Origin of the sequence: Bacteroides mediterraneensis, from assembly GCF_016900355.1 — a bacterium.
Lineage (GTDB): Bacteria > Bacteroidota > Bacteroidia > Bacteroidales > Bacteroidaceae > Phocaeicola.
On record NZ_JACJKA010000022.1, the window covers coordinates 14425 to 41129 of the forward strand.

Annotated in this window: 22 protein-coding genes and 1 tRNA gene; 17 read left to right on the top strand and 6 right to left on the bottom strand. The window is 48.2% G+C overall.

Features of this window, described 5'->3' with window-relative positions:
• The first annotated feature begins 52 nt into the window (after positions 1-52).
• The 5 genes from H6A28_RS11530 (at position 53) to H6A28_RS11550 (ending at position 5078) form a co-directional block, all read left to right on the top strand.
• Positions 53-910 carry a DUF4348 domain-containing protein gene (locus H6A28_RS11530; protein WP_204480414.1) on the top strand — a complete coding sequence of 286 codons (858 nt, stop codon included), beginning with the start codon at positions 53-55 and terminating at the stop codon, positions 908-910.
• A gap of 5 nt (positions 911-915) precedes the next feature.
• The gene (murB, locus tag H6A28_RS11535; protein WP_204480420.1) at positions 916-1941 is read left to right on the top strand and encodes a UDP-N-acetylmuramate dehydrogenase; all 1026 of its coding nucleotides are present in this window, start codon (positions 916-918) and stop codon (positions 1939-1941) included.
• A complete protein-coding gene (locus tag H6A28_RS11540; RefSeq protein WP_204476416.1) occupies positions 1938-2735 on the top strand; it encodes an MBL fold metallo-hydrolase in 798 nt (265 codons plus the stop codon). Before murB ends, H6A28_RS11540 begins: the two co-directional genes overlap by 4 nt.
• Positions 2736-2843: 108 nt before the next feature.
• Entirely contained in the window at positions 2844-4382 is a 1539-nt protein-coding gene (locus H6A28_RS11545) for a glycine--tRNA ligase (protein WP_204480422.1), read from the top strand.
• Positions 4383-4400: 18 nt separating this feature from the next.
• Positions 4401-5078 carry an FKBP-type peptidyl-prolyl cis-trans isomerase gene (locus H6A28_RS11550; protein WP_204480424.1) on the top strand — a complete coding sequence of 226 codons (678 nt, stop codon included), beginning with the start codon at positions 4401-4403 and terminating at the stop codon, positions 5076-5078.
• 72 nt (positions 5079-5150) lie between these two features.
• Here H6A28_RS11550 and H6A28_RS11555 read toward each other — a convergent pair whose 3' ends face one another.
• On the bottom strand, positions 5151-5924 hold the full coding sequence (locus tag H6A28_RS11555; protein WP_204480426.1) for a lytic transglycosylase domain-containing protein: 774 nt from the start codon (positions 5922-5924) through the stop codon (positions 5151-5153).
• A 177-nt stretch (positions 5925-6101) separates the two neighbouring features.
• Here H6A28_RS11555 and H6A28_RS11560 point away from each other — a divergent pair, with 177 nt between their 5' ends.
• The 4 genes from H6A28_RS11560 to H6A28_RS11575 all read left to right on the top strand — a co-directional run bounded on the left by H6A28_RS11560 (position 6102) and on the right by H6A28_RS11575 (position 12068).
• On the top strand, positions 6102-6515 hold the full coding sequence (locus H6A28_RS11560; RefSeq protein ID WP_204476412.1) for a DUF6769 family protein: 414 nt from the start codon (positions 6102-6104) through the stop codon (positions 6513-6515).
• 103 nt (positions 6516-6618) lie between these two features.
• Entirely contained in the window at positions 6619-7773 is a 1155-nt protein-coding gene (locus H6A28_RS11565) for an efflux RND transporter periplasmic adaptor subunit (RefSeq protein ID WP_204480428.1), read from the top strand.
• 12 nt (positions 7774-7785) lie between these two features.
• Positions 7786-10896: an efflux RND transporter permease subunit gene (locus H6A28_RS11570; protein WP_204480429.1), complete on the top strand. Its 3111-nt coding sequence runs from the start codon at positions 7786-7788 to the stop codon at positions 10894-10896.
• Positions 10893-12068, top strand: coding sequence for a TolC family protein (locus H6A28_RS11575; RefSeq protein WP_204480431.1), 1176 nt, complete (start codon positions 10893-10895; stop codon positions 12066-12068). Before H6A28_RS11570 ends, H6A28_RS11575 begins: the two co-directional genes overlap by 4 nt.
• 214 nt (positions 12069-12282) lie before the next feature.
• Here the strand turns inward: H6A28_RS11575 and H6A28_RS11580 are convergent, their stop codons facing one another.
• Both H6A28_RS11580 and H6A28_RS11585 read right to left on the bottom strand, forming a co-directional pair.
• A complete protein-coding gene (locus H6A28_RS11580) occupies positions 12283-13737 on the bottom strand; it encodes a catalase (RefSeq protein ID WP_204480433.1) in 1455 nt (484 codons plus the stop codon).
• A gap of 150 nt (positions 13738-13887) precedes the next feature.
• On the bottom strand, positions 13888-15081 hold the full coding sequence (locus tag H6A28_RS11585) for a Vgb family protein (protein ID WP_204480434.1): 1194 nt from the start codon (positions 15079-15081) through the stop codon (positions 13888-13890).
• Between the two features lie 103 nt (positions 15082-15184).
• Here H6A28_RS11585 and H6A28_RS11590 point away from each other — a divergent pair, with 103 nt between their 5' ends.
• The 8 genes from H6A28_RS11590 (at position 15185) to H6A28_RS11625 (ending at position 23828) form a co-directional block, all read left to right on the top strand.
• Complete coding sequence (locus H6A28_RS11590) at positions 15185-16075, top strand: LysR substrate-binding domain-containing protein (RefSeq protein ID WP_204480436.1); 891 nt, start codon at positions 15185-15187, stop codon at positions 16073-16075.
• Positions 16076-16201: 126 nt separating this feature from the next.
• Positions 16202-17125 (top strand): homoserine O-acetyltransferase MetA, encoded by a 924-nt coding sequence (metA, locus tag H6A28_RS11595; RefSeq protein WP_204476405.1) that lies wholly within the window; start codon positions 16202-16204, stop codon positions 17123-17125.
• Between the two features lie 2 nt (positions 17126-17127).
• Positions 17128-18969 (top strand): peptidase U32 family protein, encoded by a 1842-nt coding sequence (locus H6A28_RS11600; protein ID WP_204480438.1) that lies wholly within the window; start codon positions 17128-17130, stop codon positions 18967-18969.
• Complete coding sequence (locus tag H6A28_RS11605) at positions 18966-19922, top strand: hypothetical protein (protein ID WP_204480440.1); 957 nt, start codon at positions 18966-18968, stop codon at positions 19920-19922. Before H6A28_RS11600 ends, H6A28_RS11605 begins: the two co-directional genes overlap by 4 nt.
• A gap of 56 nt (positions 19923-19978) precedes the next feature.
• Positions 19979-21622, top strand: coding sequence for an ABC-F family ATP-binding cassette domain-containing protein (locus H6A28_RS11610; protein WP_204480442.1), 1644 nt, complete (start codon positions 19979-19981; stop codon positions 21620-21622).
• A gap of 123 nt (positions 21623-21745) precedes the next feature.
• Positions 21746-21818 (top strand) — tRNA-Lys (locus H6A28_RS11615).
• 243 nt (positions 21819-22061) lie between these two features.
• A complete protein-coding gene (locus H6A28_RS11620) occupies positions 22062-23276 on the top strand; it encodes a site-specific integrase (protein WP_204480444.1) in 1215 nt (404 codons plus the stop codon).
• A gap of 225 nt (positions 23277-23501) precedes the next feature.
• Positions 23502-23828, top strand: coding sequence for a hypothetical protein (locus H6A28_RS11625; RefSeq protein ID WP_239465342.1), 327 nt, complete (start codon positions 23502-23504; stop codon positions 23826-23828).
• 73 nt (positions 23829-23901) lie between these two features.
• On the opposite strand, the gene H6A28_RS11630 is transcribed toward H6A28_RS11625, so the two are convergent.
• The 3 genes from H6A28_RS11630 to H6A28_RS11640 all read right to left on the bottom strand — a co-directional run bounded on the left by H6A28_RS11630 (position 23902) and on the right by H6A28_RS11640 (position 26432).
• Positions 23902-24579, bottom strand: a complete 678-nt coding sequence (locus H6A28_RS11630) for a lipocalin family protein (RefSeq protein ID WP_204476555.1) — start codon at positions 24577-24579, stop codon at positions 23902-23904.
• 978 nt (positions 24580-25557) lie between these two features.
• Positions 25558-25767, bottom strand: coding sequence for a hypothetical protein (locus H6A28_RS11635; protein ID WP_204476559.1), 210 nt, complete (start codon positions 25765-25767; stop codon positions 25558-25560).
• Positions 25764-26432 carry a copper resistance protein NlpE N-terminal domain-containing protein gene (locus tag H6A28_RS11640; RefSeq protein WP_204480452.1) on the bottom strand — a complete coding sequence of 223 codons (669 nt, stop codon included), beginning with the start codon at positions 26430-26432 and terminating at the stop codon, positions 25764-25766. The genes H6A28_RS11635 and H6A28_RS11640 overlap by 4 nt, the downstream gene beginning before the upstream one ends.
• Positions 26433-26705 lie beyond the last annotated feature (273 nt).

Below are 26705 nucleotides of genomic sequence, written 5' to 3' on the forward strand. Positions count from 1 at the left end.
GATAATGATAAGAAAAAAAAGGTAATTTTGCGGCAATATTTGAGGAAACCAAATGAAAAGACTAATCATTGGATGCTGTTTGCTGATGCTGATGGTATCGTGTGGCGGTGGAAAGAAAAAAACAGATCCGTTCGCTGCCTTGACTGAACAAATTGATTCTATAAAAGTACATCCGGATTCCCTTCAGGATTCCACTGTGGTAGTAGAGGAAGAAATCCCTGCTGCGGCAGACGAAAGTTTTGCAGATTTCTTTTATAATTTTGCTTCCGATGCGAAGTTCCAGCTGTCGCGGGTGGTATTCCCATTTTCCGAATATAAAGGGAAACAAGTGACCCGTATTCAAAAAGCGGATTGGAAGTTTGATCCTTTGTTCAGTCGTGAACCGGCTTACACCGTTCTTTTCGACAAGGAAGAAGACATGGAGATAGAAAAGGATACCAGCTTGCATAGTGTGCAGGTGGATTGGATTTTCCTGACAGACCGCAGGGTCAAGCGTTATTATTTTCAGCGGAAAAAGGATTCCTGGTTCCTGGAAGCCATTAATGTGGAAAAGTTGCCCGACGAAGAAGACGGGAAGGAAGATTTCTATACATTCTACGAACGTTTCTCACGTGATTCTGTGTTCCAGCAGGAGCGTTTGCGCAATCCGCTGAAGTTTGTGACGGCTGATCCGGAAGATGAATTCCAGATTCTGGAAACAACACTGGAGCAGGGACAATGGTTTGCTTTCCGTCCTCCAATGATGAAGGGGCGTATGACCAATGTGCATTATGGTCAGCCGGAAAATATACGTTCCGATTATAAAGTAGTGGAATTTAAAGGATTTGGTAACGGTTTCAGTAATACGCTGTATTTTGAACGCTATGGAGGCGTATGGAAACTGATGCGATTTGAAGATTTGAGCGATTGACGGATATGAAAGATTTTACAAATTATTCCTTGCTTCCTTATAATACGTTCGGAATGGATGTAAAGGCAGCTCGTTTCGTGGAATATGAGTCAGTGGATGAACTGCAGGGCTTCTTGATCGGACGACAGGAGAAGGATGCCCCTCTTTTGCATGTGGGAAGAGGAAGCAACCTATTATTTGTGTCTGATTATCCGGGAACGGTCTTGCATTCTGGTATTAAAGGCATACAGGTAGTGCAGGACACAGAAGAGTTTGTCGACCTGCGTGTCGGAGCTGGAGAAGTTTGGGACAACTTGGTAGACTATACCGTGCGTAAAGGCTGGTATGGGGCGGAGAATTTGTCGTTGATTCCCGGTGAAGTGGGGGCTTCTGCGGTCCAAAACATCGGAGCTTACGGCGTGGAAGCAAAAGATTTGATTGTCGCTGTGGAAACGGTGGCAGTAGAGACCGGTGCATTACGGGTCTTTACGAACGAGGAATGCCATTATGCGTATCGCGAAAGCATTTTCAAGAAAGAACTAAAAGGGAAATACATTGTGACGTATGTCACGTATCGTTTGCAGAAAAAACCGGTTTATCATCTGGATTATGGCAATATCCGTTCGGAATTGCAGAAAGAGGGGGGAGAGCTCTCGTTAACCGGTCTTCGTCAAATCATTATACATATTCGGGAAGCCAAGCTTCCCGATCCGGAAAAGATAGGAAATGCCGGCAGTTTCTTTATGAATCCCATTGTACCGGTACAGCAGTTTGAAGAGTTGCTGAAGATGTATCCGGAAATGCCCCACTATAAAGTGGATGAGGCGAGGGTGAAAATTCCGGCCGGATGGATGATAGACCGTTGCGGTTGGAAAGGCAAGCATCTGGGAAGAGCTGGAGTGCACGACAAGCAGGCCTTGGTATTGGTGAATTTAGGAGGTGCCACTGGGGCAGAGGTCGTGCGGCTGGCTGAGGCCATTGTCCGTTCGGTGAAAGAGAAATTTGGCATCACAATATGTCCGGAGGTTAATTTTATTGGAGAAAAACAATGAAGGTCACGATATTAGGCAGTGGTACATCGACAGGCGTGCCGCAGGTGGGATGTACGTGTGAAGTGTGTACGAGTAAGGACCCGCATGACAAACGTTTGCGTTGTTCGGGACTGGTAGAAGTGAATGGCGTACGTATCTTGATAGACTGTGGTCCGGATTTTCGGGAGCAGATGCTCCGGCTGGATGATTTCCGTCCGATTGACGGAGTGTTGATTACGCACGAGCATTATGACCATGTGGGTGGCTTGGACGATTTGCGGCCTTTCTGTCGTTTCCGGGATGTGCCAGTGTATGCCGAAGAATATACGGCCACTCGTTTGAAGAATCGTATGCCTTATTGTTTTACTGAACATTTGTATCCTGGAGTGCCGCATATTCCTTTGCATTACATTGAAGATAAAGTACCGTTCACCGTATCGAACACGGAAGGAAATAAGGTGGAAATTATTCCTTTCCGGGTGATGCACGGACCGCTTCCCATCATGGGATTCCGTATCGGTCCGATGGCGTGGATAACCGACATGTTGCATATTCCGGAAGAAAGCTATGGCTGTCTGAAGAACTTGAAGTTGCTGGTGATGAATGCCTTGCGTATAGAATCTCATTGGACGCACCAGTCTTTGTCCGAAGCGTTGGACCAAACCCAGCGTATTCAAGCCGAAAAAACGTACTTCATTCATATGAGTCATCAGATTGGTTTACATGCAAAAGTACAGGAACAGTTGCCTGAAAATGTCTTTTTGGCATACGACGGCCTTCAGCTTACAGTGGATGAGAACGGTAAGATGAAGTGACTCATAAGATAAATTAATATACCTATAATGCTTTTTTATTGATAAATCTGTATCTTTGTGCCCTATTAAGTAGATATTTAAGTAGAAAAAATCAAAATAATAGGAAAAATGGCACAAGAAGACGTTTTCAAGAAACTTGTTTCACACTGTAAAGAATATGGTTTTGTATTTCCGTCAAGTGAAATTTATGATGGACTGGGTGCCGTATACGATTACGGTCAGAATGGTGTGGAACTGAAAAACAATATCAAACAATACTGGTGGCAGAGCATGGTGCTGCTTCATGAAAACATTGTAGGTATCGATTCTGCAATCTTCATGCACCCTACTATTTGGAAGGCTTCTGGTCACGTAGACGCATTTAATGACCCGTTGATTGACAACCGTGATTCCAAGAAGCGCTATCGTGCCGATGTATTGATTGAAGATCAGATTGCCAAATACGACGAAAAGATAAACAAGGAAGTAGCCAAGGCTGCCAAGAAATACGGGGATGCTTTCAATGAAGCTGAATTCCGCAGCACCAATCCGCGTGTATTGGAACATCAGGCCAAACGCGATGCCTTGCACGAACGTTATTCCAAGGCAATGAATGCCAACGACCTGGCTGAATTGCGTCAGATTATTTTGGATGAAGACATTGTATGTCCGATTTCTGGTACAAAGAACTGGACAGAAGTTCGTCAGTTCAACCTGATGTTTACTACTGAAATGGGTTCTACTGCCGATGGTGCCATGAAGGTATATCTTCGTCCGGAAACCGCTCAGGGTATTTTCGTCAACTACCTGAACGTACAGAAGACAGGACGTATGAAGATTCCGTTCGGTATTGCACAGATTGGTAAGGCTTTCCGTAACGAAATCGTAGCCCGTCAGTTCATTTTCCGTATGCGTGAATTTGAACAGATGGAAATGCAGTTCTTCGTAAAACCGGGTACTGAACTCGAATGGTTCAAGAAATGGAAAGAAATCCGTTTGAAATGGCACAAGGCACTGGGCTTCGGCGATGACCACTATCGTTTCCATGACCACGAAAAACTGGCTCACTATGCCAATGCAGCTACTGATATTGAATTCCTGATGCCGTTCGGTTTCAAGGAAGTGGAAGGTATCCACTCTCGTACCAACTTCGACTTGAGCCAGCATGAAAAATTCTCTGGCAAGAGCATCAAGTATTTCGATCCGGAAATCAACGAAAGCTATACTCCGTATGTCATCGAAACTTCTATCGGTGTAGACCGTATGTTCCTGAGTGTGATGAGTGCCGCTTATCACGAAGAAAAGCTGGAAAACGGCGAAACTCGTGTCGTATTGAAATTGCCTGCAGCGTTGGCACCGGTGAAACTGGCTGTCATGCCGTTGGTCAAGAAAGACGGTCTGCCTGAAAAAGCTCGTGAAATTATCGATGACCTGAAATTCCATTTCAACTGCCAGTACGATGAAAAAGATTCTATCGGAAAGCGTTACCGCCGTCAGGATGCCATCGGTACCCCGTATTGTGTGACGGTCGACCATCAGACCTTGGAAGACAACTGCGTGACACTGCGTAACCGTGACACCATGGAACAGGTACGTGTGGCCATTGCAGATTTGAATAATATCATTGCAGACAAAGTCAGCATCACCAGCTTGCTGAAAACCCTGTAATCACAAATTAAACTTTACATGAACAAGAACCTGTTTTGGCTGATAGCCTTGTCGTTTGCCCTTTCTTTCGGATTTACATCGTGTGCGGAAGATACCACTGTGGAAGATCCTTATGCGAATTGGGAAGTTCGTAATGACCGTTATTTGGATTCCATTGCGGACGTAGCTCGTACGCATCCAGGTGAATGGGAAATCTATCGTAATTATAAGATTGCGGATGGAAGTACAACTCCAGGACTGGGAGGAGGAAGTTCTGTAGTGACCAACCCCTTTGAAACTCCGGCCAATGCCAATGATTCGGTATATATGAAGATTCTGGAGCCGGGCACAGGAATTACTCCTTTGTTTACGGATAGTGTCAGTGTGTATTATCGTGGCAAGCTGATTAACGGAACCGTATTCGACCAAAATTATACGGGAGATTTGGATGAAGAAATCCATGTACCTAGCCATCTGGCGATGCAGACCAAACGGACAGATGGACAATTGGTTGATGGGTTAATTGTGGGTTGGATGACTGCTTTGCAGCACATGAAAGAAGGTCAGCGGGTGGAATTGTATATTCCGGCAGATTTGGCTTATGGAGAATCCTCTCAGTCTTCCATTCCAGCTAACTCCATGCTGATTTTCGATTTGAAGTTGGAAAAGGTGATTCATCCGAAAGGAATTGAAAACTACAGCCTGAAAGTGAAGTAATTTCAGTCAGTGAAATAAAAAAATGCCATGAAGAAGGCTCCTGTGGGAGCGGGCTTCATGGCGTTTTTGTTTCTATCTTCTTCGTATTTTCTTGTAGTAGTCGGGTACGGCGGTGATACCGAAATTCTCCGGATGGGTAAATAAAATTTTGATGGCCAGTAAGCGGTAGATATAGCGGTTGGTTTCTTCCACCAGTTGCAGGTCGATGGCTTCTTCCACTTTCTGTTCTTTCAGTTCCGTTCTTATGCGGGCTTGTCCGATGTTGTACGATTGTGCCACGGCCACCCAGTCGTGAAACTTGTCGTAGGCGGTACGCAGGTAGCGGCAGGCGGCATGGGTTGATTTTTCCACATCCAGTCGTTCGTCTATTTTCCTTTCTACCCGTAACCCATATTCTTTGGCCGTTTCTTTCATGAATTGCCATAAGCCGAGGGCACCGACAGGAGAACGGGCTTCCGGGTTCATACCACTTTCAATCACCATCAGGTACTTGAAATCGTCAGGTATTTGATGTTCCTCCAGAATGGGTTCTACCAGGGGGAAAAAATAAGCAGCTTTTTGTTGTAGGGATTGTGAATAGCGAGACAGAGAAGCCAGTTCCCTTCTCAGTTTCCGTTTGCGGTCGGAAGGGTCCAAGTTTACCTGTTGTCCGCAAAAAATCAACACATTGGGTTCCAGCAAACTGTCGGCCACCTCGATGTGGCTGAGGGCTATATAGGCAGGTGTTCCTTCTATTTCTTCTTCTGGAAGAGAAGGGATGGGTCTCTGGTCGGGCCCTTGTGCATAAATTGTCATTGGAAGGGCTGGCAACAGACAAACGAACAGGAATATACGCCCCAATTTCATATTCACCTTTCTTTTTGCTCGCAAAGGTAATCTATTTTATAGTAAGGATGTACGGTCGCTCCTTTAAAAAAGTTTTTCCGATACGTTGGTGCGAAAACGATGTAAATGTCAGTCTGCATACAAAATGTTGTTTTTTTCTGGATTTCTTTTTACCTTTGCGCCCGTTAGAGAAAGGGAATGAAACATCGTGTAAATGCATATTGCTTGTTGCTTGTCAGTCTGTGGGTGCTGGTAGTAGGCGTTTTTCCCCATCACCATCACAACGAAGCGTTCTGTATCCATCCGGACATGGAAACCTGTGCGTCTGTGCATCCCCATGCGGAAGGCGAGGAACGGCATGCCCCCGGTGATGCCGACAAGCATACCTGCGATATTAGTTGTGTCACTCATTTTTCTTTTTCCACTCCGCACCATTCTCCGGATTTTACACCCGATTATGCGTATTATACCCTGATTTATCTGTCATCCGTGGGGTTGGAGGCGCCTGTCTCTATGGAATCCACGGAGTTGACTTCCTATTATATAGAAAAACTGCATGCCCGGAGTTTCTCGGCCGTGCGGAATTTTCGTGCCCCTCCCTTTGCTGCATAAAACAACCCTATTGTAGGGAATAGAGAGTGAGAAGTGTACTTTGCAACCAGCTTGCAGGGTACAGACGTTATTTTTGCAGCAAAATTAAAAACACCGTAATTCAATGAAAAACTATATTCTGACAGGGACATTGTGTATGTTCCTATTAGGCGCATGTGGAGAACATGCCCATGAACATGGTGAAGAGGGACACCACCATGAAGAAGAAATGCATGCCGGAGAAAAAGCCGGCCATTCCGATGAGATTATCTTGACTCCTGAAAAGGCAAAGGCGGCAGGTGTGGAGGCTGAAGCTGTACATGCGGGAACTTTTCGCAATGTGATTCATACCAGTGGACAGATTCTGGCGGCTCAGGGAGAAGAAGCTACCGTAGTAGCCGCTTCTTCGGGAGTGGTTTCTTTTTCCCGGAAAGTAGCCGAGGGAATGCAAGTCGGCAAGGGAACAGAATTGCTGAGTGTGTCGGCCGCCCATATCCAGGATGGCGACCCTGTGCAGAAGGCCAAGGTGGCTTATGAGAAGGCCAAAGAAGAATACGAGCGGGCCCAGAAACTGGTGAGCAGTCAGATTGTGTCGCAAAAGGATTTTGCCGCTTTGCGTGAAGCCTATGAGAATGCCCGTCTCACTTACGAAGCGTTGAAGCCGAGCCAATCGGGCAAGGGAGTGTCTGTCAAGTCGCCTATCGGTGGTTTTATCAAGACTTGTCTGGTAAAGGAAGGCGATTATGTGACGGTGGGCCAGCCGTTGATGACGGTGACACAAACCCGTCGGTTGGTGCTGAAGGCGGAAGTGTCCGAACGCTATTATGCACAGCTTTCCCAAGTGACTTCTGCCAATTTCCAGACTCCTTATAATAATAAGGTCTATAGCCTTGAGAATTTGGGAGGCAAATTGCTTTCTTTCGGTAAATCCTCAGGAGATACTTCTTATTACGTACCAGTGACTTTTGAGTTCGACAATCGGGGCGACATGGTTCCCGGTTCTTTCGTGGAGGTGTATCTCTTGTCGGGCGAACGGAACGGCGTATTGAGCCTTCCGGTATCGGCCTTGACCGAGGAACAGGGCGTGTATTTCGTCTACTTGAAGTTGGACGAGGAGTGCTATAAAAAGCAGGAAGTCAAATTAGGCGCTTCCGATGGCAGCCGGGTAGAGATTCTTTCCGGCATAAAAGACGGGGATACGGTAGTGACTCGGGGAGCAATTCATGTCAAACTGGCCTCGGCTTCCAATGCCATCCCGGCGCATACACATAACCATTAAAGCGGAGGGGCTATGCTGAACAAGATTATACGATTTTCCTTACAGAATCGTCTGTTGATATTGGTGGCGGCGGTGCTGTTGCTGATAGGAGGTACTTATACGGCCTTCCATACAGAGGTGGATGTGTTTCCCGACCTGAATGCCCCGACGGTGGTAGTGATGACCGAAGCCAACGGTATGGCGGCCGAGGAAGTGGAGCAATTAGTGACTTTCCCTATCGAGACGGCCGTGAACGGAGCGACCAATGTACGACGGGTACGTTCTTCGTCCACCACGGGCTTTTCAGTGGTTTGGGTCGAGTTTGAATGGAATACCGATATCTATCTGGCCCGTCAGATTGTGTCTGAAAAGCTGGCCGCAGTGGGCGAGTCGTTGCCAGACAACGTGGGGAAGCCCACGCTGGGACCGCAGTCGTCCATCTTGGGCGAATTGCTGATTGTGGGCTTGACGGCCGATTCTACTTCCATGCAGGATTTGCGTACGCTGGCCGACTGGACCATCCGTCCGCGTCTGTTGTCCACCGGAGGCGTGGCACAGGTCGCCGTATTGGGTGGAGACATCAAGGAATACCAGATTCTGATTCATCCCGACCGGATGCGTCATTATGGGGTGACTCTGGGAGAGGTGATGGCCGTATCGCGCAACATGAACCAGAATACCAACGGAGGTGTCATCTATGAATATGGCAACGAGTACATCGTGCGGGGAGTGCTTTCCACGGACGATGTGCATAAGCTGGGACGAGCGGTCATCAAGACTACGGCAGAGGGAACGCCGGTGACCTTGGAAGACGTGGCCGATGTGCGTATCGGTTCACAGCAGCCCAAATTGGGAGTGGCTTCCGAAAAAGGAAAACCAGCCGTACTGCTTACGGTAACCAAGCAGCCCAACACGGGTACGATTGCCTTGACGGAACAATTGGAGAAGGCATTGGCCGATTTGCAGAAGAACCTGCCGAAGGATGTGAAAATCTCTACCGATGTGTTCCGCCAGTCGCGCTTCATTGAAAGCTCCATCAGCAACGTACAGGAATCGCTGTATGAAGGCGCCATCTTTGTGGTCATCGTGCTTTTCCTGTTCCTGGCCAATACGCGTACGACGATTATTTCGTTGATTACCCTTCCTCTTTCCCTGGTAGTAGCCATTCTGGTATTGCACTACATGGGACTGAGCATCAATACCATGAGTTTGGGAGGTATGGCCATTGCCATCGGTTCGCTGGTGGACGATGCCATTGTCGACGTGGAAAACGTGTGGAAGCACCTGCGGGAAAACAAGATGCTCCCTCCGGAAGAACGCAAGCCGGTACGTGAGGTGGTGTTCAATGCTTCGCGTGAGGTACGTATGCCGATTCTGAACTCCACGCTGATTATCATTGTGAGCTTTATTCCGCTTTTCTTCCTGACCGGGATGGAAGGTCGTATGCTGGTGCCGCTGGGCATTGCCTTCATCGTGTCTTTGTTTGCTTCCACCGTGGTGGCACTGACCTTGACCCCGGTGTTGTGCAGTTACCTGCTGGGCGGAAAAACAAAAGGAGACGGCCTGCCGAAAGAAGCCTTCTTGGCGGTATGGCTGAAGAAATATTATGAACGGGCCTTGCTTTGGTCGCTGGAGCACAAAAAAACGGTGTTGGGAACCACCATTGCCGTGTTCGTGGTAGCTTTGGGTACCTTCTTTACGTTGGGCCACAGCTTCCTGCCGTCGTTCAACGAAGGCTCGTTTACCATCAACGTCAGCTCCCTGCCGGGTATTTCCTTGGAAGAGTCCGACAAGATTGGGCGTCAGGCCGAGGAAATTCTGCTCTCCATTCCGGAGATACAGACCGTGGCCCGCAAGACGGGACGTGCGGAACTGGATGAGCATGCGCTGGGCGTGAACGTGTCGGAAATAGAAGCGCCTTTTGAATTGAAAGACCGTTCGCATGCCGAACTGTTGGCGGATGTCCGTCAGAAACTGTCGGTCATCACGGGGGCCAACATTGAAATCGGACAGCCCATCAGCCACCGTATCGATGCCATGTTGAGTGGTACGCAGGCCAGCATTGCTATCAAGCTGTTCGGGGATGACTTGAACCGGATGTTTGCCTTGGGCAATCAGATAAAGGCGGCCATCAGTGATGTGGAAGGCGTGGCCGACCTGAACGTGGAGCAGCAGATTGAACGTCCGGAACTGAAGATTGTACCCAAGCGGGAGATGCTGGCCAAGTATGGCATCTCGTTGCCGCAGTTCAGTGAGTTCGTGCAGGTGAATATGGCCGGCGAGGTTGTGTCGCAGGTGTATGAAAAGGGAAAGACCTTCAACCTGGTGGTGCGTGCGGATGAGGCCGACCGGGGCGAGATGGACCGTGTGAAAGACCTGATGATTGACGATGCGCAGGGGCGGAAGATTCCGTTGTCGTACGTGGCCGATGTGGTGTCTTCCATGGGACCGAACACCATCAACCGGGAAAACGTGAAACGGAAAATCGTGATTTCAGCCAATACCAGCGGACGTGACCTGCGTAGCGTGGTGAATGATATCCAGCGTCGGGTGGACGAGAAGATTACGTTGCCAGAAGGTTATCACATTGAATACGGCGGACAGTTTGAAAGCGAACAAGCCGCCAGCCGTACTTTGCTGCTGACTTCTCTGATGAGTATTGTGGTTATCTTCCTGTTGCTGTACATGCAGTTCCACGATGCCGCCGAGAGCGGAGTGATCTTGTTGAACCTGCCGCTGGCCTTGATTGGCGGTGTGTTTGCCTTGCTGTTCACTACGGGTGAAGTCAGTATTCCGGCCATCATCGGATTTATCTCCTTGTTCGGTATTGCCACCCGAAACGGTATGTTGCTGGTCACCCACTACAACCTGTTGCGTGAAGAGCAGCATCTGGATGTGCGCGAAAGTATCGTACACGGTTCGCTCGACCGTCTGAACCCGATTCTGATGACCGCCCTTTCGTCTGCCCTGGCCCTGATTCCGCTGGCCTTGCGCGGCGATTTGCCAGGCAATGAAATTCAGAGTCCGATGGCCAAGGTCATTTTGGGAGGATTGCTGACCTCCACTTTCCTGAATGCCTTTGTCATTCCTATTGTGTATGAGTTAATGAACCGGAAGAAAACGACTAAAAGAACAGAAGCATGAAAAAATTTGGATGGATATTGCTGGCAGGCCTGGCTTTTTCCGGCGGGCTGCAGGCGCAGAAAATAGAAGAGGTGCTGCAATCCGTGGAGCAGCACAACAAGGCACTTCAGGCCAGTGCGCACAGCATGGAGGCGGCTAAGATGGAAGTGCAGACACGGAATAACCTGGAAGACCCCAGTGTGGAATACAGTCCGTTTTATGCAAGCAACGTGGACGGCATGGCCAGTTCGGAACTGGTGGTGACGCAGGGATTTGATTTCCCCACGCTGTATGCGGCACGCAACCGTTCCGGAAAATCGCAGAAAAACGTGTTGGACCGTCAGCAGCAGGTGCTCCGTCGCGACATTCTGCTGCAAGCCAAGAACCTGTGTCTGGACTTGATTCGGCTGAATCAGGAACAGCAGTTGCTGGCCGAGCGGATGAAGAACGCCGATGCCTTGTTGCAGTTGTTCGAGAAACGCCTGAAAGAGGGGGATGCCAATGCCCTGGAAGTGAATAAAATCAAGATGGAACGCATGAAGGTGCAGACCGAAGTGGCTCAGAACAATGCCGCACACCGTACGGCATTGCAGCAGTTGCTGGCCATGAATGGTAATATGCCTTTGGATTTTGCGGAAACGGATTATCCCAAGGTAGAGGCTATCCGGGATTATCAGACGTTGTATAACGAAGTGATGCAGTCGGATGCCGATCTGCAGGTGGCTGAGGCAACAGTTCAGGCCGCTTCGGAAGAAGTGAAGGTAAACAAGCAGAACTGGTTGCCGAAACTGGAAGTGGGCTACCGACGGAATACCTCGGTGGGAGAGAAGAGCAACGGTTTTTTGGTAGGAGGCAGTTTTCCTTTGTTTTCCAACCGTAAGAAACTGAAAATTGCCAAGGCCAAGGCGTTGAGTGCGAACTTGCAGCGCGACAATGCCCGCCTGCAGGTGGAAGCCAAGGTGCAGAGCCAGTTCAACGAGATGCAGCAGTTGCGTGAGGCGATGCAGGCCTACGATGTACCTTTGATGCATCAGTCCCTCCGTTTGCTTTACGATGCCGTGACGGCTGGCCAGTTGTCCATCATCGACTTTTATGTGGAGGCCGACAACGTATATGGCAACCTGCAAAGCTACATGACGTTGGAGAACCAGTACCAGAAGCTCATGGCCGATATCTATAAGAACCGTCTGTAAATCAGCTGTAATAAAAAGTAAAACCGCCCCTGCGAAGAGGCGGTTTTTTTTCGATGTTTTCTACGTTTCCCGTGGCCGAAACGTAGGTTTTCCACCCGAGAAACATACGTTTCCGCGGTGGGAAACGTACGTTTTTCCCGAGGGAAACGTAAAAAAGACTCCAGTGTTTCAGGGAAAAGCGGCTGGCCTTTCTCTGAAACAGCCGGGAAATCCCTTAAATTCTGTCCAGCGGAATGTGAAGGGCCTGAGCCACTCCCTTACCGTAGTTTTCATCTGCCTGCATGCAGTTCCGGATGTGGCGGAGCTTGATTTCTTCCGGAATGTCTCCCATGGCTCTGGCCGTATTCTCAAAGAGCACCTGCTGCTGGGCAGGCGTCATCAGGCGGAACAGGGCACGAGGCTGAGAATAGTAGTCCGCGTCATCTTCCCGGTAATCCCACTGATAAGCCGCACCATCCAGTTCCAGAGGCGGTTCCTTGTATTCGCCCTGCTGTTGCCATTCTCCGTAGCTGTTGGGTTCATAGCCCAAGGTTGAACCGTGGTTGCCGTCCACGCGCATCTGTCCGTCGCGGTGATACATGTTCAGGAAAGGACAACGGCTCCGGTTCACCGGAATCTGGTGGTGGTTAACCCCCAGACGGTAACGCTGCGTATCGCCGTAAGAGAAGAGACGGCCCTGCAGCATGCGGTCGGGCGAGAAGCTGATACCCGGCACCACGTTGGCCGGATTGAAAGCCGCCTGTTCCACGTCGGCAAAATAATTCTCCGGGTTTCGGTTCAGTTCGAGCACGCCCACCTCTATCAGCGGATATTCCTTTTGCGACCAGACTTTGGTCAGGTCGAACGGGTTGAACGGACACGCTTTGGCCTGTTCTTCCGTCATCAGCTGGATGTACATCGTCCATTTCGGGAAGTCGCCTTTTTCAATGCTTTCGTAGAGGTCGCGCTGGTGACTTTCCCGGTCTTTTGCGATAATCGCTTCCGCTTCCGCATCGGTCAGGTTACGGATGCCCTGCTGGGTGTGCAGGTGGAATTTGACCCACGTACGTTTTCCTTCCGCATTGATCAGGGAGAACGTATGGCTGCCATAGCCGTACATGTGGCGGTACGAAGCCGGAATGCCGCGGTCGCTCATGGTGATGGTCACCTGGTGCAGGGCTTCGGGCAGTGAAGTCCAAAAGTCCCAGTTGTTGCGCGGGCTGCGCATGTTCGTACGCGGGTCCCGTTTCACCGCGTGGTTCAAGTCGGGGAATTTCAGCGGGTCGCGCAGGAAGAACACTGGCGTGTTGTTGCCCACCAAGTCCCAGTTTCCTTCTTCGGTATAGAATTTGATGGCGAAGCCACGGATGTCACGTTCCGCATCCGCCGCCCCACGTTCACCGGCCACCGTAGAAAAGCGGACAAACAGTTCCGTTTCTTTTCCCACCTGTGAGAAGATGGCTGCCTTGGTGTAGGCCGTGATATCGTGCGTGACCGTAAATTTTCCAAACGCTCCCGAGCCTTTGGCGTGCATGCGCCGTTCGGGAATCACTTCGCGGTCAAAATGTGCCAGTTTTTCGAGAAACCACACATCTTGTAAAAGCATCGGACCTCTTCGTCCTGCGGTAGCCACATTCTGGTTGTCGGCTACGGGTGCGCCTGAGCCAGTGGTAAGTTTCTTTTTTTTCATAAGCATTACATTTGTGATTTGAGAATAGATTAAGAAGAAGTTACAAGGTGATAAATTGGTCTAGTATTAGTTTGTCCGTGTCGCTCAGCAAGCCGTTCTTGGATTGTAGGAAAGGTACGGAGGCTTTCCGGAAAATACGTAAAGTTTTCTTCATGTTCCGGAGCATGCTTCCCGTCCTGAATTTATAGGTGGTAAAAAGCAGCGTGCGATGAGGAGGCACTTCTCCTGCCATTCGTCGGCTGCAGGCTTTCCATTGCCGGTGCGGGTGCTGTCCGACGACGAAATAACCGCAGGTCCAGCATCCCGACAGCAGGAAATCCGTTTCTGCCAGTTTCTGAGGGTCGAAATCGGAAATCGCGCACAGGCTGACATCCAGCCCTTTCGACCAGAGATACATTGCAATCTCTCTGGCGAAAAAGGCTGTCTTTCCTTTGTGGCTATAATACCACAGTTGCCTTCATGGGATTTGCAGCAACAAGATTCCTTAACCACCACCACCCGGCTGTTGGGCAGGTCGGGAATGTAGATGAAACCGTCTTTTACGGTAATGTCGGCCGGGCCAATCAGCGGCTGTTCCAGTTTCAAGGGCAGAGGAGACATCTTTCCGCTGGCCAGGTCGATACGGCTCAGCTGGGCCGGTGTCCAGTTGGTGACAATCAGCGATTTCCCGTCGGAAGAGAAAGCGATGCCGTCGTATTGTCCGGTCACTTCCGTCAGTTTGCGGGCTACGGGCTGCTTCAGGTTGTCGATGCGGTAAATCACATTGGCTTCCTTGGTCACTCCGTCGGCCGGATAAGAAGCCACATACATCATTCCGTCACGTACGAGCAGTCCGTTCGGTCCGCTGATTTGCAGCCACTCTTCGGGCTGTCCCGGCTGGGCCGGATTGCTGATATCCAGGCGGAAAATACGGTCGGTGTTGGTCACTGACGCATACAGGTAGTTTCCGTCGGCTGCCAGGTCGTTGACAAACAGGTTGCCTTCGGGCAGGGAAATGACTTTCGGCTTTTCCGCCTTGTCGGTCAGGTGATATACTACGATTTTATTCACATCGCATACATACAGGTAGTCCTGACGGATGAACATTCCTTTGGGAGCCGATAAATTGCCGTCGGCCGGAACCATTACCTGGGTCTTTCCGTTTTTATAGAATGCGATGTATCCTTTTCCTTCCGTGTTCAGCGGATTCAGTTCGGCGGTACCGAAGTTGGCCACCAGGATACCTTCCTGATACGGATAGGTACTTTCACAATAACGAAGTCCTTCGTTTACTACTCCTTTTACGGTTTGTGCCGACAAGCTTATCGACAAGCAAACAAACATTGCACTGAGAATCTTTTTCATCTTTTTACGTTTATTTTTTGACAAAGTTAAATGCGAGCCAAATATTGTCTATATTTGTAGCACTCATTTTTCCGATAACATTCATAGGCAGAAACGATAAGAAATGGAACTCCGTCAGTTGAAATATTTTAAAGCGGCTTGCGAATTGCAGAATTTTTCGGAGGCGGCACGTGTGTTGTTTATCTCTCAAAGTACGCTTTCCCAACAAATCAAGCAGTTGGAGGAAGAACTGGATGTGTTGCTTTTCGACCGCATCGGGAAGCGGGTGGTTCCTACGGAGGCCGGATTGGCTTTTTTGCCTTATGCCACCAAGGCCCTTTACGATGCGGAAGACGGGAAACAGATTATCCGTGATTTGAAAGGGATAGAGACCGGAGTACTTCACATCGGAGTGACTTATAGCATGAGTCCCCTGCTGATTGCGGCGCTGGGTCGGTTCACGAAAACCTATCCGAAGGTGAAGGTCGATATCAGTTTTGCCACCTCGGAAGAATTGTTGGAGCGGCTGGAAGCCAATCACCTGGATTTTGTGTTGTCTTTCAAGCCCGAAGGCACCTCGGAAGGGTTTGAAACCTTACCTTTGTTCTCTTCCCGCCTGAATTTCATTGTGCACCGTTCGCATCCGTTGTCCGGACTTTCTTCCATTACACTGAAACGGCTGTGCGAGACTCCGCTGGTGTTGCCGGGACAGGGCTTTGCCACCCGGAAGAAGGTGGATGAATTGTGCCGTACCCAGCACTTGGAACTGACGGTGGGGGTAGAAATGAACGATGTGCATACCATTATCCATACCTTGCGGGAAGGCTATTGGGCTACGATTCTGACTCAAGCGGCTGTGCGCGGAGAAGAAGATTTGGTGCAGATTCCCATCTTGTGTGCAGATGCGTTGGCCTCCGAAGGATGCCTGTTCTGGGCACAGGGAAACTACCGGAAAAAGTCGGCGCTGGCGTTTGCGGATTTTTTGCAGAAGGCCGTCGGAAACGGGGGAGAATGAGCGGACGGAGTATGTCGGCGTGTTTAAAAAATGATAAGGACAAAAAAGATGGACAGCCGTTCCCCGTAATCCGTGCTGAATTATTAACTTTGCCCTTTGATAGAAAATAAATAGAAACACAGCCATATGCCATTAAATTTACCCGATAAACTGCCTGCAATCGAGTTGTTGAAGCAAGAGAATATTTTCGTGATTGACAATTCGCGGGCCAGCTCGCAGGACATCCGTCCGTTGAAGATTGTCGTCCTCAACCTTATGCCACTTAAGATAACGACAGAAACCGACTTGATTCGTTTGCTGTCCAACTCTCCTCTTCAGATTGAGGTGAGCCTGATGAAGCTGAAAAGCCATACTTCAAAGAATACGCCGGTGGAGCACATGAAAGCATTCTACCGTGATTTTGAACTGATGAGAAACGAAAAGTTCGACGGAATGATCATTACCGGCGCTCCGGTGGAACATTTGGATTTTGAGGATGTCAACTACTGGGATGAGGTGACAGAGATCTTTGACTGGACCCGTACCCATGTCACTTCCACGTTCTATATCTGCTGGGCGGCACAGGCCGGTTTGTATTACCATTACGGCATTCCGAAGTATCCGTTGGACAAGAAAATGTTCGGCATCTTTGAACACCATATCTGTAAAGGCTTTGAGCACCTGCCCATTTTCCGTGGCTTTGACGACGTGTTCTATGTGCCTCATAGCCGTCACACCGAAGTCCGTCGGGAAGACATTGAAAAATGCAAGGATTTGCAGATTATTTCCGAGTCACCCGAGTCGGGCGTACACATCGTGATGGCCCGTGGCGGACGTGAATTTTTCGTGACCGGCCATTCGGAATATTCTCCTTATACGTTGGATACGGAATACCGCCGTGACCTGGGCAAAGGCCTGCCCATTGAAATGCCGCGCAATTACTACCGCGACAACGATCCGGAAAAAGGACCGCTGGTGCGCTGGAGAAGTACGGCCAACCTGTTGTTCTCCAATTGGATGAACTATTATGTATACCAAGAAACTCCTTACGATATCAATCAGATAAAATAAGAATGATCAGACAACGTCCTATCGAACTGCTTGCTCCGGCCAAGAACCTGGAGTGTGGCATAGAAGCCATCAACCATGGGGCCGATGCGGTGTACATCGGTGCCCCGCGTTTCGGCGCACGTGCCGCTGCAGGCAACTCATTGGAAGACATTGAGGCCCTGGTGCGTTATGCCCATTTGTATCGCGTACGCATCTACGTGACTGTCAATACCATCCTGAAGGAAGAGGAACTGGCAGATACCGAGAAAATGATTTGGGATTTGTACCGGGTGGGGGTGGATGCCCTCATCGTACAGGACATGGGAATCACCCGCCTGAATCTGCCCCCGATTCCGCTGCATGCCAGTACGCAGATGGACAACCGTACGCCGCAGAAAGTGAAATTTCTGGCCGAGGCCGGTTTCCGTCAAGTGGTATTGGCCCGTGAGCTGACGCTGGACGAGATTGCGAAGATTCATGCTGCCTGTCCGGATACGCCGCTGGAGGTATTCGTGCACGGCGCTTTGTGCGTGAGCTACAGCGGACAGTGCTACGTGAGTCAGGCATGTTTCGGACGCAGTGCCAACCGCGGAGAGTGTGCGCAGTTCTGCCGCCTGAGTTTCGACATGGTGGATGCGGACGGGAAAACGATTGCCCGCGGCAAGCACCTGCTGTCACTGAAAGACATGAACCAGAGCGATAACCTGGAAGCCTTGCTGGATGCGGGCGCTTCTTCGTTGAAGATTGAGGGACGCTTGAAGGACGTGGCCTACGTGAAGAATGTGACCGCCTATTACCGCCAGAAACTGGATGCCATTCTGAAGCGCCGGAAAGAATACGTGCGGGCTTCGTCCGGTACGGTCCGTCTGGCTTTCCGTCCGCAGCTGGACAAGAGTTTCAGCCGGGGATTTACCGATTACTTCCTGCACGGGCGTACGCCGGATATTTTCTCTTTCCATACCCCGAAGTCGTTGGGCGAGGAGATGGGCGTGGTGAAAGAAGTGCGCGGCAACTATTTCACGGTGGCCGGAGTGAAACCTTTCAGCAATGGTGACGGACTCTGCTATTTGGATGAGCAAGGCAAGCTGCACGGTTTCCGGGTAAACCGGGTGGAGAACAACAAACTCTATCCGCAGGAGATGCCCCGTCTGCGTCCGAAGACCAAAATCTACCGCAACTTCGACCAGGAGTTTGAGCGGGTGATGCAGAAAAAGTCGGCCGAACGGAAGATGGCCGTATCCATGCTGTTCGAAGAGAACAACTTCGGGTTTACCCTGACCTTGACCGACGAAGACGATAACTGCGTCAGCGTGACGCTGCCGGCAGAAAAGACGCTGGCACGTACCCCTCAGGCCGAAAACCTGAAGAACCAGTTGGGCAAGCTGGGCAACACCCCGTTTGAGCTGGAGAAACTGGACATCTCCTTGTCGGCAGACTGGTTCGTACCCTCTTCTGCCTTGGCCGATTTGCGCCGGAATGCGGTGGAAAAGCTGCTGGAAGCCCGCCGCATCAACTATCCGCAGGAAAGGGTACGTTTCCCGAAAACCACACATGCGTTTATCGTGGGCGACTTGACCTACCTGGGCAATGTGATGAATACGAAGGCACAGGCCTTTTATCACGACCACGGAGTGAAGCGCATCGAGCCAGCTTTTGAGAAAGCACCACGGACCGATGCCGTGCTGATGTTCTGCAAGCATTGCCTGCGCTACAGCATGGGCTGGTGTCCGGTACATCATAAGGTGAAATCGCCCTACAAGGAACCTTACTATCTGGTAAGCACGGACGGACGGCGATTCCGCCTGGATTTCGACTGTAAAGTCTGTCAGATGAAAGTGTCATTGGATAATCGGAAATCAGAATGAAACACGTGGGATATATTCTAGGGGTGATTTGCTTGCTGTTGTGCGTGACGGCCTGCCATTACCGTACCTCCTTGTCTTCCAGGGGAGACGGAAATACGACCGATTCGGTGGCGGCGGTAGTCAGTGAACGTCCGTATGCCTTGAACAGTAATTTCCGGGTCACGGCCGACACGCTCTGGCTTCATCAGCTCCCGTTGCTCGATTCCATTCCGGTAAGGGAAGGAGATGAACTGGTAGTAGCCGAAATTACCGCCCGTAAAGAAATGGAAGGCGACTCGGTGTGGGTGAAAGTGGCCCGTGACCAGGAAACCATCGGATGGGTTCCGGAACACCAGTTGCTGTCGCACATCGTCCCCGTCGACCCTATCTCCCGTTGTATTCATCTGTTCAGTAACTCTCATGCCCTGCCGTTCTTTTTAGTATTGGCGGTGTTTTTTCTTTGCTTCGTGTACCGTGCCTTGCGACGCAAGCAGATTAAGCTCATCTGGCTGAACGACATCGACAGTGTGTTTCCCATTACCCTGTCGTGGTTGATGGCCGCGGCGGCCACATTGTATAACAGTGTGCAGCATTTCGTGCCGGAAACCTGGGAGCGGTATTATTATGACCCTTCGCTGAATCCCTTCGACCTGCCTTTCGTTTTGGGGCTGTTCGTGCTTTGTGTATTCTTTATTTTGTTGGTAGGAGTGGCCTTGCTGGACGACTTGTTTCACCAGACCACGATGGAAGTGGCCTTTTTCTATCTGCTGGGGCTGGCTTCCTGCTGTATTTTTCTGTATATATTCTTTACGTATCTGTGGATTTATCTGGCCTATCTGGCCTTCATCGCCTATTCCGTGTGGTGCGTCCGGCGCTTGCGTAAGGCCAACAGCTATCCCTACGCCTGTGGAGCCTGTGGTGCCAAGATGAGGTCGAAAGGCATTTGTCCGCACTGTGGCGCCTTGAATGAGTAATAATCCGCATAATTTTGTAATTTTGCACCTTTCAAAAATTTAAAACCCTACATAATATGATTAGTATAGATGGACTGACCGTGGAATTCGGAGGGACCACCTTGTTTAGTGACCTGAACTTTCAGATTAACGAAAAAGACCGTATTGCCCTGATGGGAAAAAATGGCGCCGGCAAATCCACGCTGCTGAAAATACTGGCTGGTGTGCGCCAGCCTACGCGGGGAAAAGTGACCGCCCCCAAGGACTGTGTGATTGCCTATCTGCCGCAGCACCTGATGACGGAAGACGGGCGGACGGTGTTTGAAGAAGCCTCTCAGGCTTTTGCCCATCTGAAGGAGATGGAGGAAGAGATTGAGCGGATGAACAACGAACTGGCCACACGGACGGACTATGAAAGTGATTCTTATATGGCCCTGATAGAGAAAGTGGCCTCGATGAGCGAGAAGTTTTATGCCATCGACATGACACATTTCGAGGAAGATGTGGAGAAGGCTTTGTTGGGACTGGGCTTCCTGCGGGAAGACTTCAACCGTCCGACCAGCGATTTCAGTGGAGGGTGGCGGATGCGTATTGAGCTGGCCAAGCTGTTGCTCCAGAATCCGGATGTGTTGCTGCTGGACGAGCCGACCAATCATCTGGACATCGAATCCATCCAATGGCTGGAAGATTTCCTGATCAACAGTGCCAAGGCGGTGGTGGTCATCAGCCACGACCGGAAGTTTGTGGACAACATCACGACCCGTACCATCGAAGTGACCATGGGACGGATTTACGACTATAAGGTGAATTACTCCCAGTACCTGGTGCTGCGGAAGGAACGCCGTGAGCAGCAGATGAAGCAATACGAGGAACAGCAGAAGATGATTCAGGAGACCAAGGACTTCATCGAACGTTTCAAGGGCACTTACAGCAAGACCTTGCAGGTGCAGAGCCGGGTGAAGATGCTGGAGAAGCTGGAACTGATCGAGGTGGACGAAGAAGATACCTCGGCTTTGCGCTTGAAATTTCCTCCTTCTCCACGCAGCGGAAACTATCCGGTCATCATGGAAGGAGTGGGAAAGACCTATGGCAACCATGTGGTGTTCAAGAATGCCAACCTCACCATTGAACGGGGCGACAAGGTGGCTTTTGTGGGAAAGAACGGAGAAGGTAAGTCTACCTTCGTGAAGTGCATCATGAATGAAATAGACTATGAAGGTACGCTGACGCTGGGCCATAACGTGCAGATTGGGTATTTTGCACAGAACCAGGCTTCGTTGCTGGACGAGAACCTGACGGTGTTTCAGACCATTGACGATGTGGCCAAGGGAGAAATCCGCAATAAAATCCGGGACTTGCTTGGAGCCTTCATGTTCGGCAGTTCGGAAGCCTCGATGAAGAAGGTTAAGGTTTTGTCGGGAGGTGAACGTACCCGTCTGGCCATGATTAAACTGTTGCTGGAGCCGGTCAACCTCTTGATTCTGGACGAGCCGACCAACCACTTGGACATGAAGACGAAGGATATCCTGAAACAGGCGTTGATGGATTTCGACGGCACCCTGATTGTGGTATCGCACGACCGTGATTTCTTGGACGGGCTGGTTACGAAGGTGTATGAGTTCGGTCACCAGCGTGTGAAGGAACACTTGTGTGGTATCTATGAGTTTTTGGAGACCAAGAAACTGGAAAGTCTGCAAGAATTGGAGCGTAAAAACGCCTGAAAAGGCCTTTTGGAAAGAAAAATCGGCTTTTTTGAGAAAAAAGTTTCCAAATGTTTTGCAGGTTTAAAATAAGTTACTACCTTTGCACTCGCAATCGGGAAATGACCGATGCGACAAAGGATTGATTCGCTAGCTCAGCAGGTAGAGCACAACACTTTTAATGTTGGGGTCTTGGGTTCGAGCCCCAAGCGGATCACTCAAACAAAAAGCAAAACAATGAAAACCGCTGATAATCAATCATTATCAGCGGTTTTTCTTTTTATCCATACTGCAAATTGAAGCAGAATACCGCATCTTACTGGAGGTGAAATAGGTGGACTTAATTTCCACATAAAAACAAGTCCACCTAATTGGATTATATTTCACTGATTCTCTGCGTTTTGCATAAAACAAACTCTTTTCAAAACATGTATTTTTACACCATCAAAAAAAGAAGAGTATGGCAATGCAAAGAAACTATTTTACGGTATTGTTTTTCCTGAAGAAATCAAAGCTGCTTAAAAATGGAGAAGCACCAATCTGTATGCGTATCACAATAAACGGAAAACGTGCAGAGGTACAAATCAAGCGAAGTATAGATGTTACAAAATGGAATACGCAAAAAGAATGCGCGATTGGCAGGGAAAAGAAGTATCAAGAAATAAACCACTATCTTGATACGATAAGAACTAAAATCCTTCAAATTCACCGTGAACTTGAGCAGGACGGTAAACCTATTACAGCAGATATTATAAAATATTATGGAGAACACTCTACTCCCAAAATGCTGCTTGAAGTATTCCAGGAACACAATTCGGAATATCGGGAATTAATGAACAAGGAATATGCCGAAGGTACTGTACTTCGATACGAACGTACAGCAAGATATTTGAAGGAGTTTATCAGTGAACAGTATAAACTGGCTGATATTCCATTAAAATCAATCAACTATGAATTTATAACCAAATTCGAACATTTCATTAAAATACAGAAAAACTGTGCGCAAAATGCGACAGTGAAATATCTGAAGAATTTAAAGAAAATCATCAAAACTGCATTGATAAAGAAGTGGATAACTGATGATCCGTTTGCAGAAATACACTTCAAACAGACCAAGTGTAACCGTGAATTCTTAAACGAAATGGAACTTCGCAAAATCATCAATAAAGATTTTGATATTCAACGATTACAAACCGTAAGGGACATATTCATCTTCTGTTGCTTCACCGGTTTGGCTTTCACAGACGTAAAGAATCTGAAAAAGGAACACCTTGTACAGGCTGATAATGGTGAATGGTGGATAAGAAAAGCAAGGGAAAAGACCGATAATATGTGCGACATTCCATTGTTGGATATACCAAGACTTATTTTAGAGAAATATCAATCAAATCCAATCTGCAATGAAAAAGGATTATTACTTCCTGTTCCCAGCAACCAACGAATGAACAGTTATTTGAAAGAAATAGCTGATGTATGTGGTATTCAGAAGAATCTTTCCACACATATTGCAAGACATACATTTGCATCACTGGCTATTGCAAATAAGGTTTCCTTGGAATCCATTGCCAAAATGTTAGGACATACGGACATTCGTACAACTCGTATTTATGCCAAAATAATGAATTCTACCATTGCCAATGAAATGAAAGTACTGCAAAACAAGTTCGCAATATAATTTTCAACCATTATTTCATTTCTTACAGCAAATATCGCCCTTTGCCACTGACTGTGCAAGGCGGCCCTGTCGTGCTGGTTGGCTGGAAAAAAATCATCCTCGCTTCGCTCCGGTATTTTTTTCCGCCAAGCCTTGCACCGGTCATTGGCAAAGAACAGCCGGGCCAGTAAGAAATTGAAATACTGGCTCCACGGAGCCGGTCATGTCTAATTTAAATAAAAGAATATGACTGAAGAAGTTGGAAAGAAGGTATGTGAAGGTACAGTAGCAGACCTCATGAAGGACAAGACCGGAAAACAGACGGTTATCACGTTGACAAGAAAGAATGCTTACCGAGTGAAGAAAATCAGAGAACAAGGGACGGATGACGAAGCCGTCCTTTTTCATTTCCGTAAACGCTGTACGGGAATGGGCTCCTATGTACACACCATCGAAACGGCAGACGGGGAAACAGAACGCCATGAAATCGGATTTACCCAATCCCCCGAACCGGGAACTGAAACAGGGTTAATGGAAGATGAAATAATTTCGCCAAGATACGGAATGGTCTGAAAAAGAAAACCGGCTGTCCCCATACAGCATCTATCTGCTATAGGAGGACAGCCGGTAAAAACGTATCAGCTGGCTATTTTTCTATTTTAATCACTTTATGTACCTTGAATACACTCGGGTAATCCGCAGCAAAACCTTCCTTGGATTTGCCCATGTCTTCCACCTGCAATTCTGCATATACAACGGTTCCGTTTTTCACGCCTCCGGTTGTCTTGTCATATTTCTGATAAAGCTCTCCGGTTGCATCCACAATCCAATAGGCTTCATCGGACCCTTCCGGAATAAACGAGCGTACCTCCGGACCGATGCGCAGTCTGCCTTTCATTACCTTCATTTGCTTGGCCGGGACTATTTTGCTGGCCGGAATGCTTTCTGAGGCCTTTGCGGTATTCCCGCTCTGTTCCCTTGCGTATCGCAGAGTGAGACGTCCCTTGGTTAGAATCAGACTGTCCGGAGTGAGTCTTTCGATGTTCAATGTATCAGAAAAAGGAATGGTCTGGCGGTTTCCGATACTTTTCCCGGTAAGAATGAGGCGATTTCCCGTCTGCTGCCAGGTTTCGTACCGGAGTGTTGCCATGTTGACAGAAGAAGCCTTTCCGCCTTCTTCCAGTTCAAAGCCCTGCTGAAGACCGGGTAATCCCGGAACCGGTTGAACCCATTTCCCGACGGGTGAATCCGCATTTCCGCATGCTGTGATTGATACAGTCAGAAGACCGAGAAGCAAGCCCTTGTGGTAATTCTTTCTTTTCATTTTTTTCTATTGTAAAGATTTGTACTACAGGCATCCGTCAGACACCTTGTATGCTCACTGGTATATTTAATATTGTATGGTTGCAAAAATACGAAAAAAACAAATGAACATTCTGTCTTATTTTACTCAAATTTACCCAAAGCGGGAAATAGCTGCCCGAACGGGGTATATTTGATGATGGATGTCCGGTTATGCTGACTGAACGGTTCCCCAAAAAGCTTCAGACGGACAAAGTGATTTTGTTTTCTGAAATCAATGAGCTAATTTTGAGAGTATTTGATGCACAGCCCTGCTTGCTTTAGAGGCAGAAGCAAACCTGAACTTAAACGATTTTATAGAATGATGGTCCGTATTTATTTAATTCTAATGGCAGTTTGCCTGATTCTGGCGCTTTGCAGCCAGCAGTGTGAAAACAAGCCCGAAAAGATCTGCATGTTGTCTGTCGAGCATAGGTCAGATACGGTTTACATGACCTTCAGCCCGGATTCGATGGAAATCCGTCTGTCCCAGTTTCATGATTCGGATTCTTTGGTACTAACAAGGCATACGCTGCCTTCAGGAGACTATGTATGGAACAGGGAGGATGATGACACCCCGAATGTGCGTCGCGTCAACGGACGCGGTGAGCATTTTTTGTCGTTTAGATAGCCTCATAAATATTCATTTTTTACAAATAAAATGTTTTTTTTGCATATCTCGTGTAATATATATGACATAGTTGAAAAAAAACAAAAAAGTCGTCTCTTCAATTTTGAGACGACTTCTGATTTTGGGAATTGCATGCTGATAATGCGTATTCGCTTTAAAATTATATAATAGTCAATCGGTTTCATTTCCCCAAAGCTCAATATCGGTTCGAGCCTTACGGATAGAAATGAAAGTGAAAGTCCAACTGATAATAGCTATTATCAGGTATCCCAATAGAATAGATGCCATAGTGATTTTTTTCTTTAAGTATTTTGATGGTCGTTTCCCGTCTTATTCTTGTTCCAGATATTGGTATTTTTTATGATGCATAACAAGTGTGGCACGCTGGTCATTGTGAAGTTGCCATTCCGTTTCTCCGTCTGTATAAGTGGCGGTTTTAGCGGATGCTTCTGTCTGAGTAAGCGTGTAACAATGAGGAAGTGTAGGATGCAATAGTTTCACAAAAGCCTGTTGGTCGTCATTGTAATAGATGACGTTCAAGAAAGTTGGTGCTTCTTTCTCATTTTTTCTCCTGCCAAATGGTAGATACAGTTCGTGGGGCTGAGCTGTGTAAATGTATAGACTGCCGTATCATTTCTGAAGATAAACTCTTGAAAGGATGAAAGTTGCGGAACAGGTTGTGAAAGTTTGATGTGCTGTTCCGGGTCGACATACTCGTCTACTGAATCATTATGCAGATTCAATTTCAGTTGGTATGTGTTGTTCCTAAAATGGAATTCTGCATATTTCTTGTCTTTCTGACTGTATAGTTTGATGAGGGCGTCTTCTCCACTTTGGTCTTCTTTTAATGACTGCGAGACATAGATTTCCGGCAGTTCGGTTCGGTCCGAGATTTTTTTTAATGTCGTATGTTGGCCTTGCAACTCATGGGAGAGAGGTGTGAATTGCATCTGATTGTCCAGATGGAGCTGTTTTTCTTTCTGTTCGATGTTTCCACGGGTGACGAATGTCTCTGGTTCTGCAATGTATTTTTCGAGCAGTTCATACTGGTCGCCGTTGATGGCCAGCATGACATAGATTCCCGGACAGTCTGCAGCTGGAAGTATGCCCTCATAGATTCCATCGCTTGTATGAGGAGCTTGGCATGACCATAGCAGAAAGGATAGGCTCCCTATGGCTAAGGGAAAAAGGTGATTTTTTTTCATAAGGTGATTTAAATGTATAGTTATTGTATTAATGTACGTATCAGAAAAGCTTATTGATAGAGGTGGGATGGATGCCTTTAGGAGTGAGGATATCAGATAAATCCTATAGAAAGTGGTCTCTTGAGAAAAGTGGATAGGTGTGATTCTTTTCGTATGTTCTTATCGTTTATTAGTCGTTTAGTTGTTTGTTTAATGCAATAGGAACAAATAAAAACGGGAAAGGTTCACGAAAGTAGATTAAGAGATTACTTTTTTATCCACGAATGTGACAGT

What these genes read in the sequence shown, in the direction of transcription:
- H6A28_RS11575 (WP_204480431.1), top strand. Translation starts at nt 10,893, where the DNA reads ATGAAAAAATTTGGATGGATATTGCTGGCAGGCCTGGCTTTTTCCGGC.
- murB (WP_204480420.1), top strand. Translation starts at nt 916, where the DNA reads ATGAAAGATTTTACAAATTATTCCTTGCTTCCTTATAATACGTTCGGA.
- H6A28_RS11605 (WP_204480440.1), top strand. Translation starts at nt 18,966, where the DNA reads ATGAAACACGTGGGATATATTCTAGGGGTGATTTGCTTGCTGTTGTGC.
- H6A28_RS11545 (WP_204480422.1), top strand. Translation starts at nt 2,844, where the DNA reads ATGGCACAAGAAGACGTTTTCAAGAAACTTGTTTCACACTGTAAAGAA.
- H6A28_RS11540 (WP_204476416.1), top strand. Translation starts at nt 1,938, where the DNA reads ATGAAGGTCACGATATTAGGCAGTGGTACATCGACAGGCGTGCCGCAG.
- H6A28_RS11580 (WP_204480433.1), bottom strand. Translation starts at nt 13,737, where the DNA reads ATGAAAAAAAAGAAACTTACCACTGGCTCAGGCGCACCCGTAGCCGAC.
- H6A28_RS11585 (WP_204480434.1), bottom strand. Translation starts at nt 15,081, where the DNA reads ATGAAAAAGATTCTCAGTGCAATGTTTGTTTGCTTGTCGATAAGCTTG.
- H6A28_RS11640 (WP_204480452.1), bottom strand. Translation starts at nt 26,432, where the DNA reads ATGAAAAAAAATCACCTTTTTCCCTTAGCCATAGGGAGCCTATCCTTT.
- H6A28_RS11555 (WP_204480426.1), bottom strand. Translation starts at nt 5,924, where the DNA reads ATGAAATTGGGGCGTATATTCCTGTTCGTTTGTCTGTTGCCAGCCCTT.
- H6A28_RS11565 (WP_204480428.1), top strand. Translation starts at nt 6,619, where the DNA reads ATGAAAAACTATATTCTGACAGGGACATTGTGTATGTTCCTATTAGGC.
- H6A28_RS11590 (WP_204480436.1), top strand. Translation starts at nt 15,185, where the DNA reads ATGGAACTCCGTCAGTTGAAATATTTTAAAGCGGCTTGCGAATTGCAG.
- H6A28_RS11530 (WP_204480414.1), top strand. Translation starts at nt 53, where the DNA reads ATGAAAAGACTAATCATTGGATGCTGTTTGCTGATGCTGATGGTATCG.
- H6A28_RS11570 (WP_204480429.1), top strand. Translation starts at nt 7,786, where the DNA reads ATGCTGAACAAGATTATACGATTTTCCTTACAGAATCGTCTGTTGATA.
- H6A28_RS11630 (WP_204476555.1), bottom strand. Translation starts at nt 24,579, where the DNA reads ATGAAAAGAAAGAATTACCACAAGGGCTTGCTTCTCGGTCTTCTGACT.
- H6A28_RS11560 (WP_204476412.1), top strand. Translation starts at nt 6,102, where the DNA reads ATGAAACATCGTGTAAATGCATATTGCTTGTTGCTTGTCAGTCTGTGG.
- H6A28_RS11600 (WP_204480438.1), top strand. Translation starts at nt 17,128, where the DNA reads ATGATCAGACAACGTCCTATCGAACTGCTTGCTCCGGCCAAGAACCTG.
- H6A28_RS11625 (WP_239465342.1), top strand. Translation starts at nt 23,502, where the DNA reads ATGACTGAAGAAGTTGGAAAGAAGGTATGTGAAGGTACAGTAGCAGAC.
- metA (WP_204476405.1), top strand. Translation starts at nt 16,202, where the DNA reads ATGCCATTAAATTTACCCGATAAACTGCCTGCAATCGAGTTGTTGAAG.
- H6A28_RS11550 (WP_204480424.1), top strand. Translation starts at nt 4,401, where the DNA reads ATGAACAAGAACCTGTTTTGGCTGATAGCCTTGTCGTTTGCCCTTTCT.
- H6A28_RS11610 (WP_204480442.1), top strand. Translation starts at nt 19,979, where the DNA reads ATGATTAGTATAGATGGACTGACCGTGGAATTCGGAGGGACCACCTTG.
- H6A28_RS11620 (WP_204480444.1), top strand. Translation starts at nt 22,062, where the DNA reads ATGGCAATGCAAAGAAACTATTTTACGGTATTGTTTTTCCTGAAGAAA.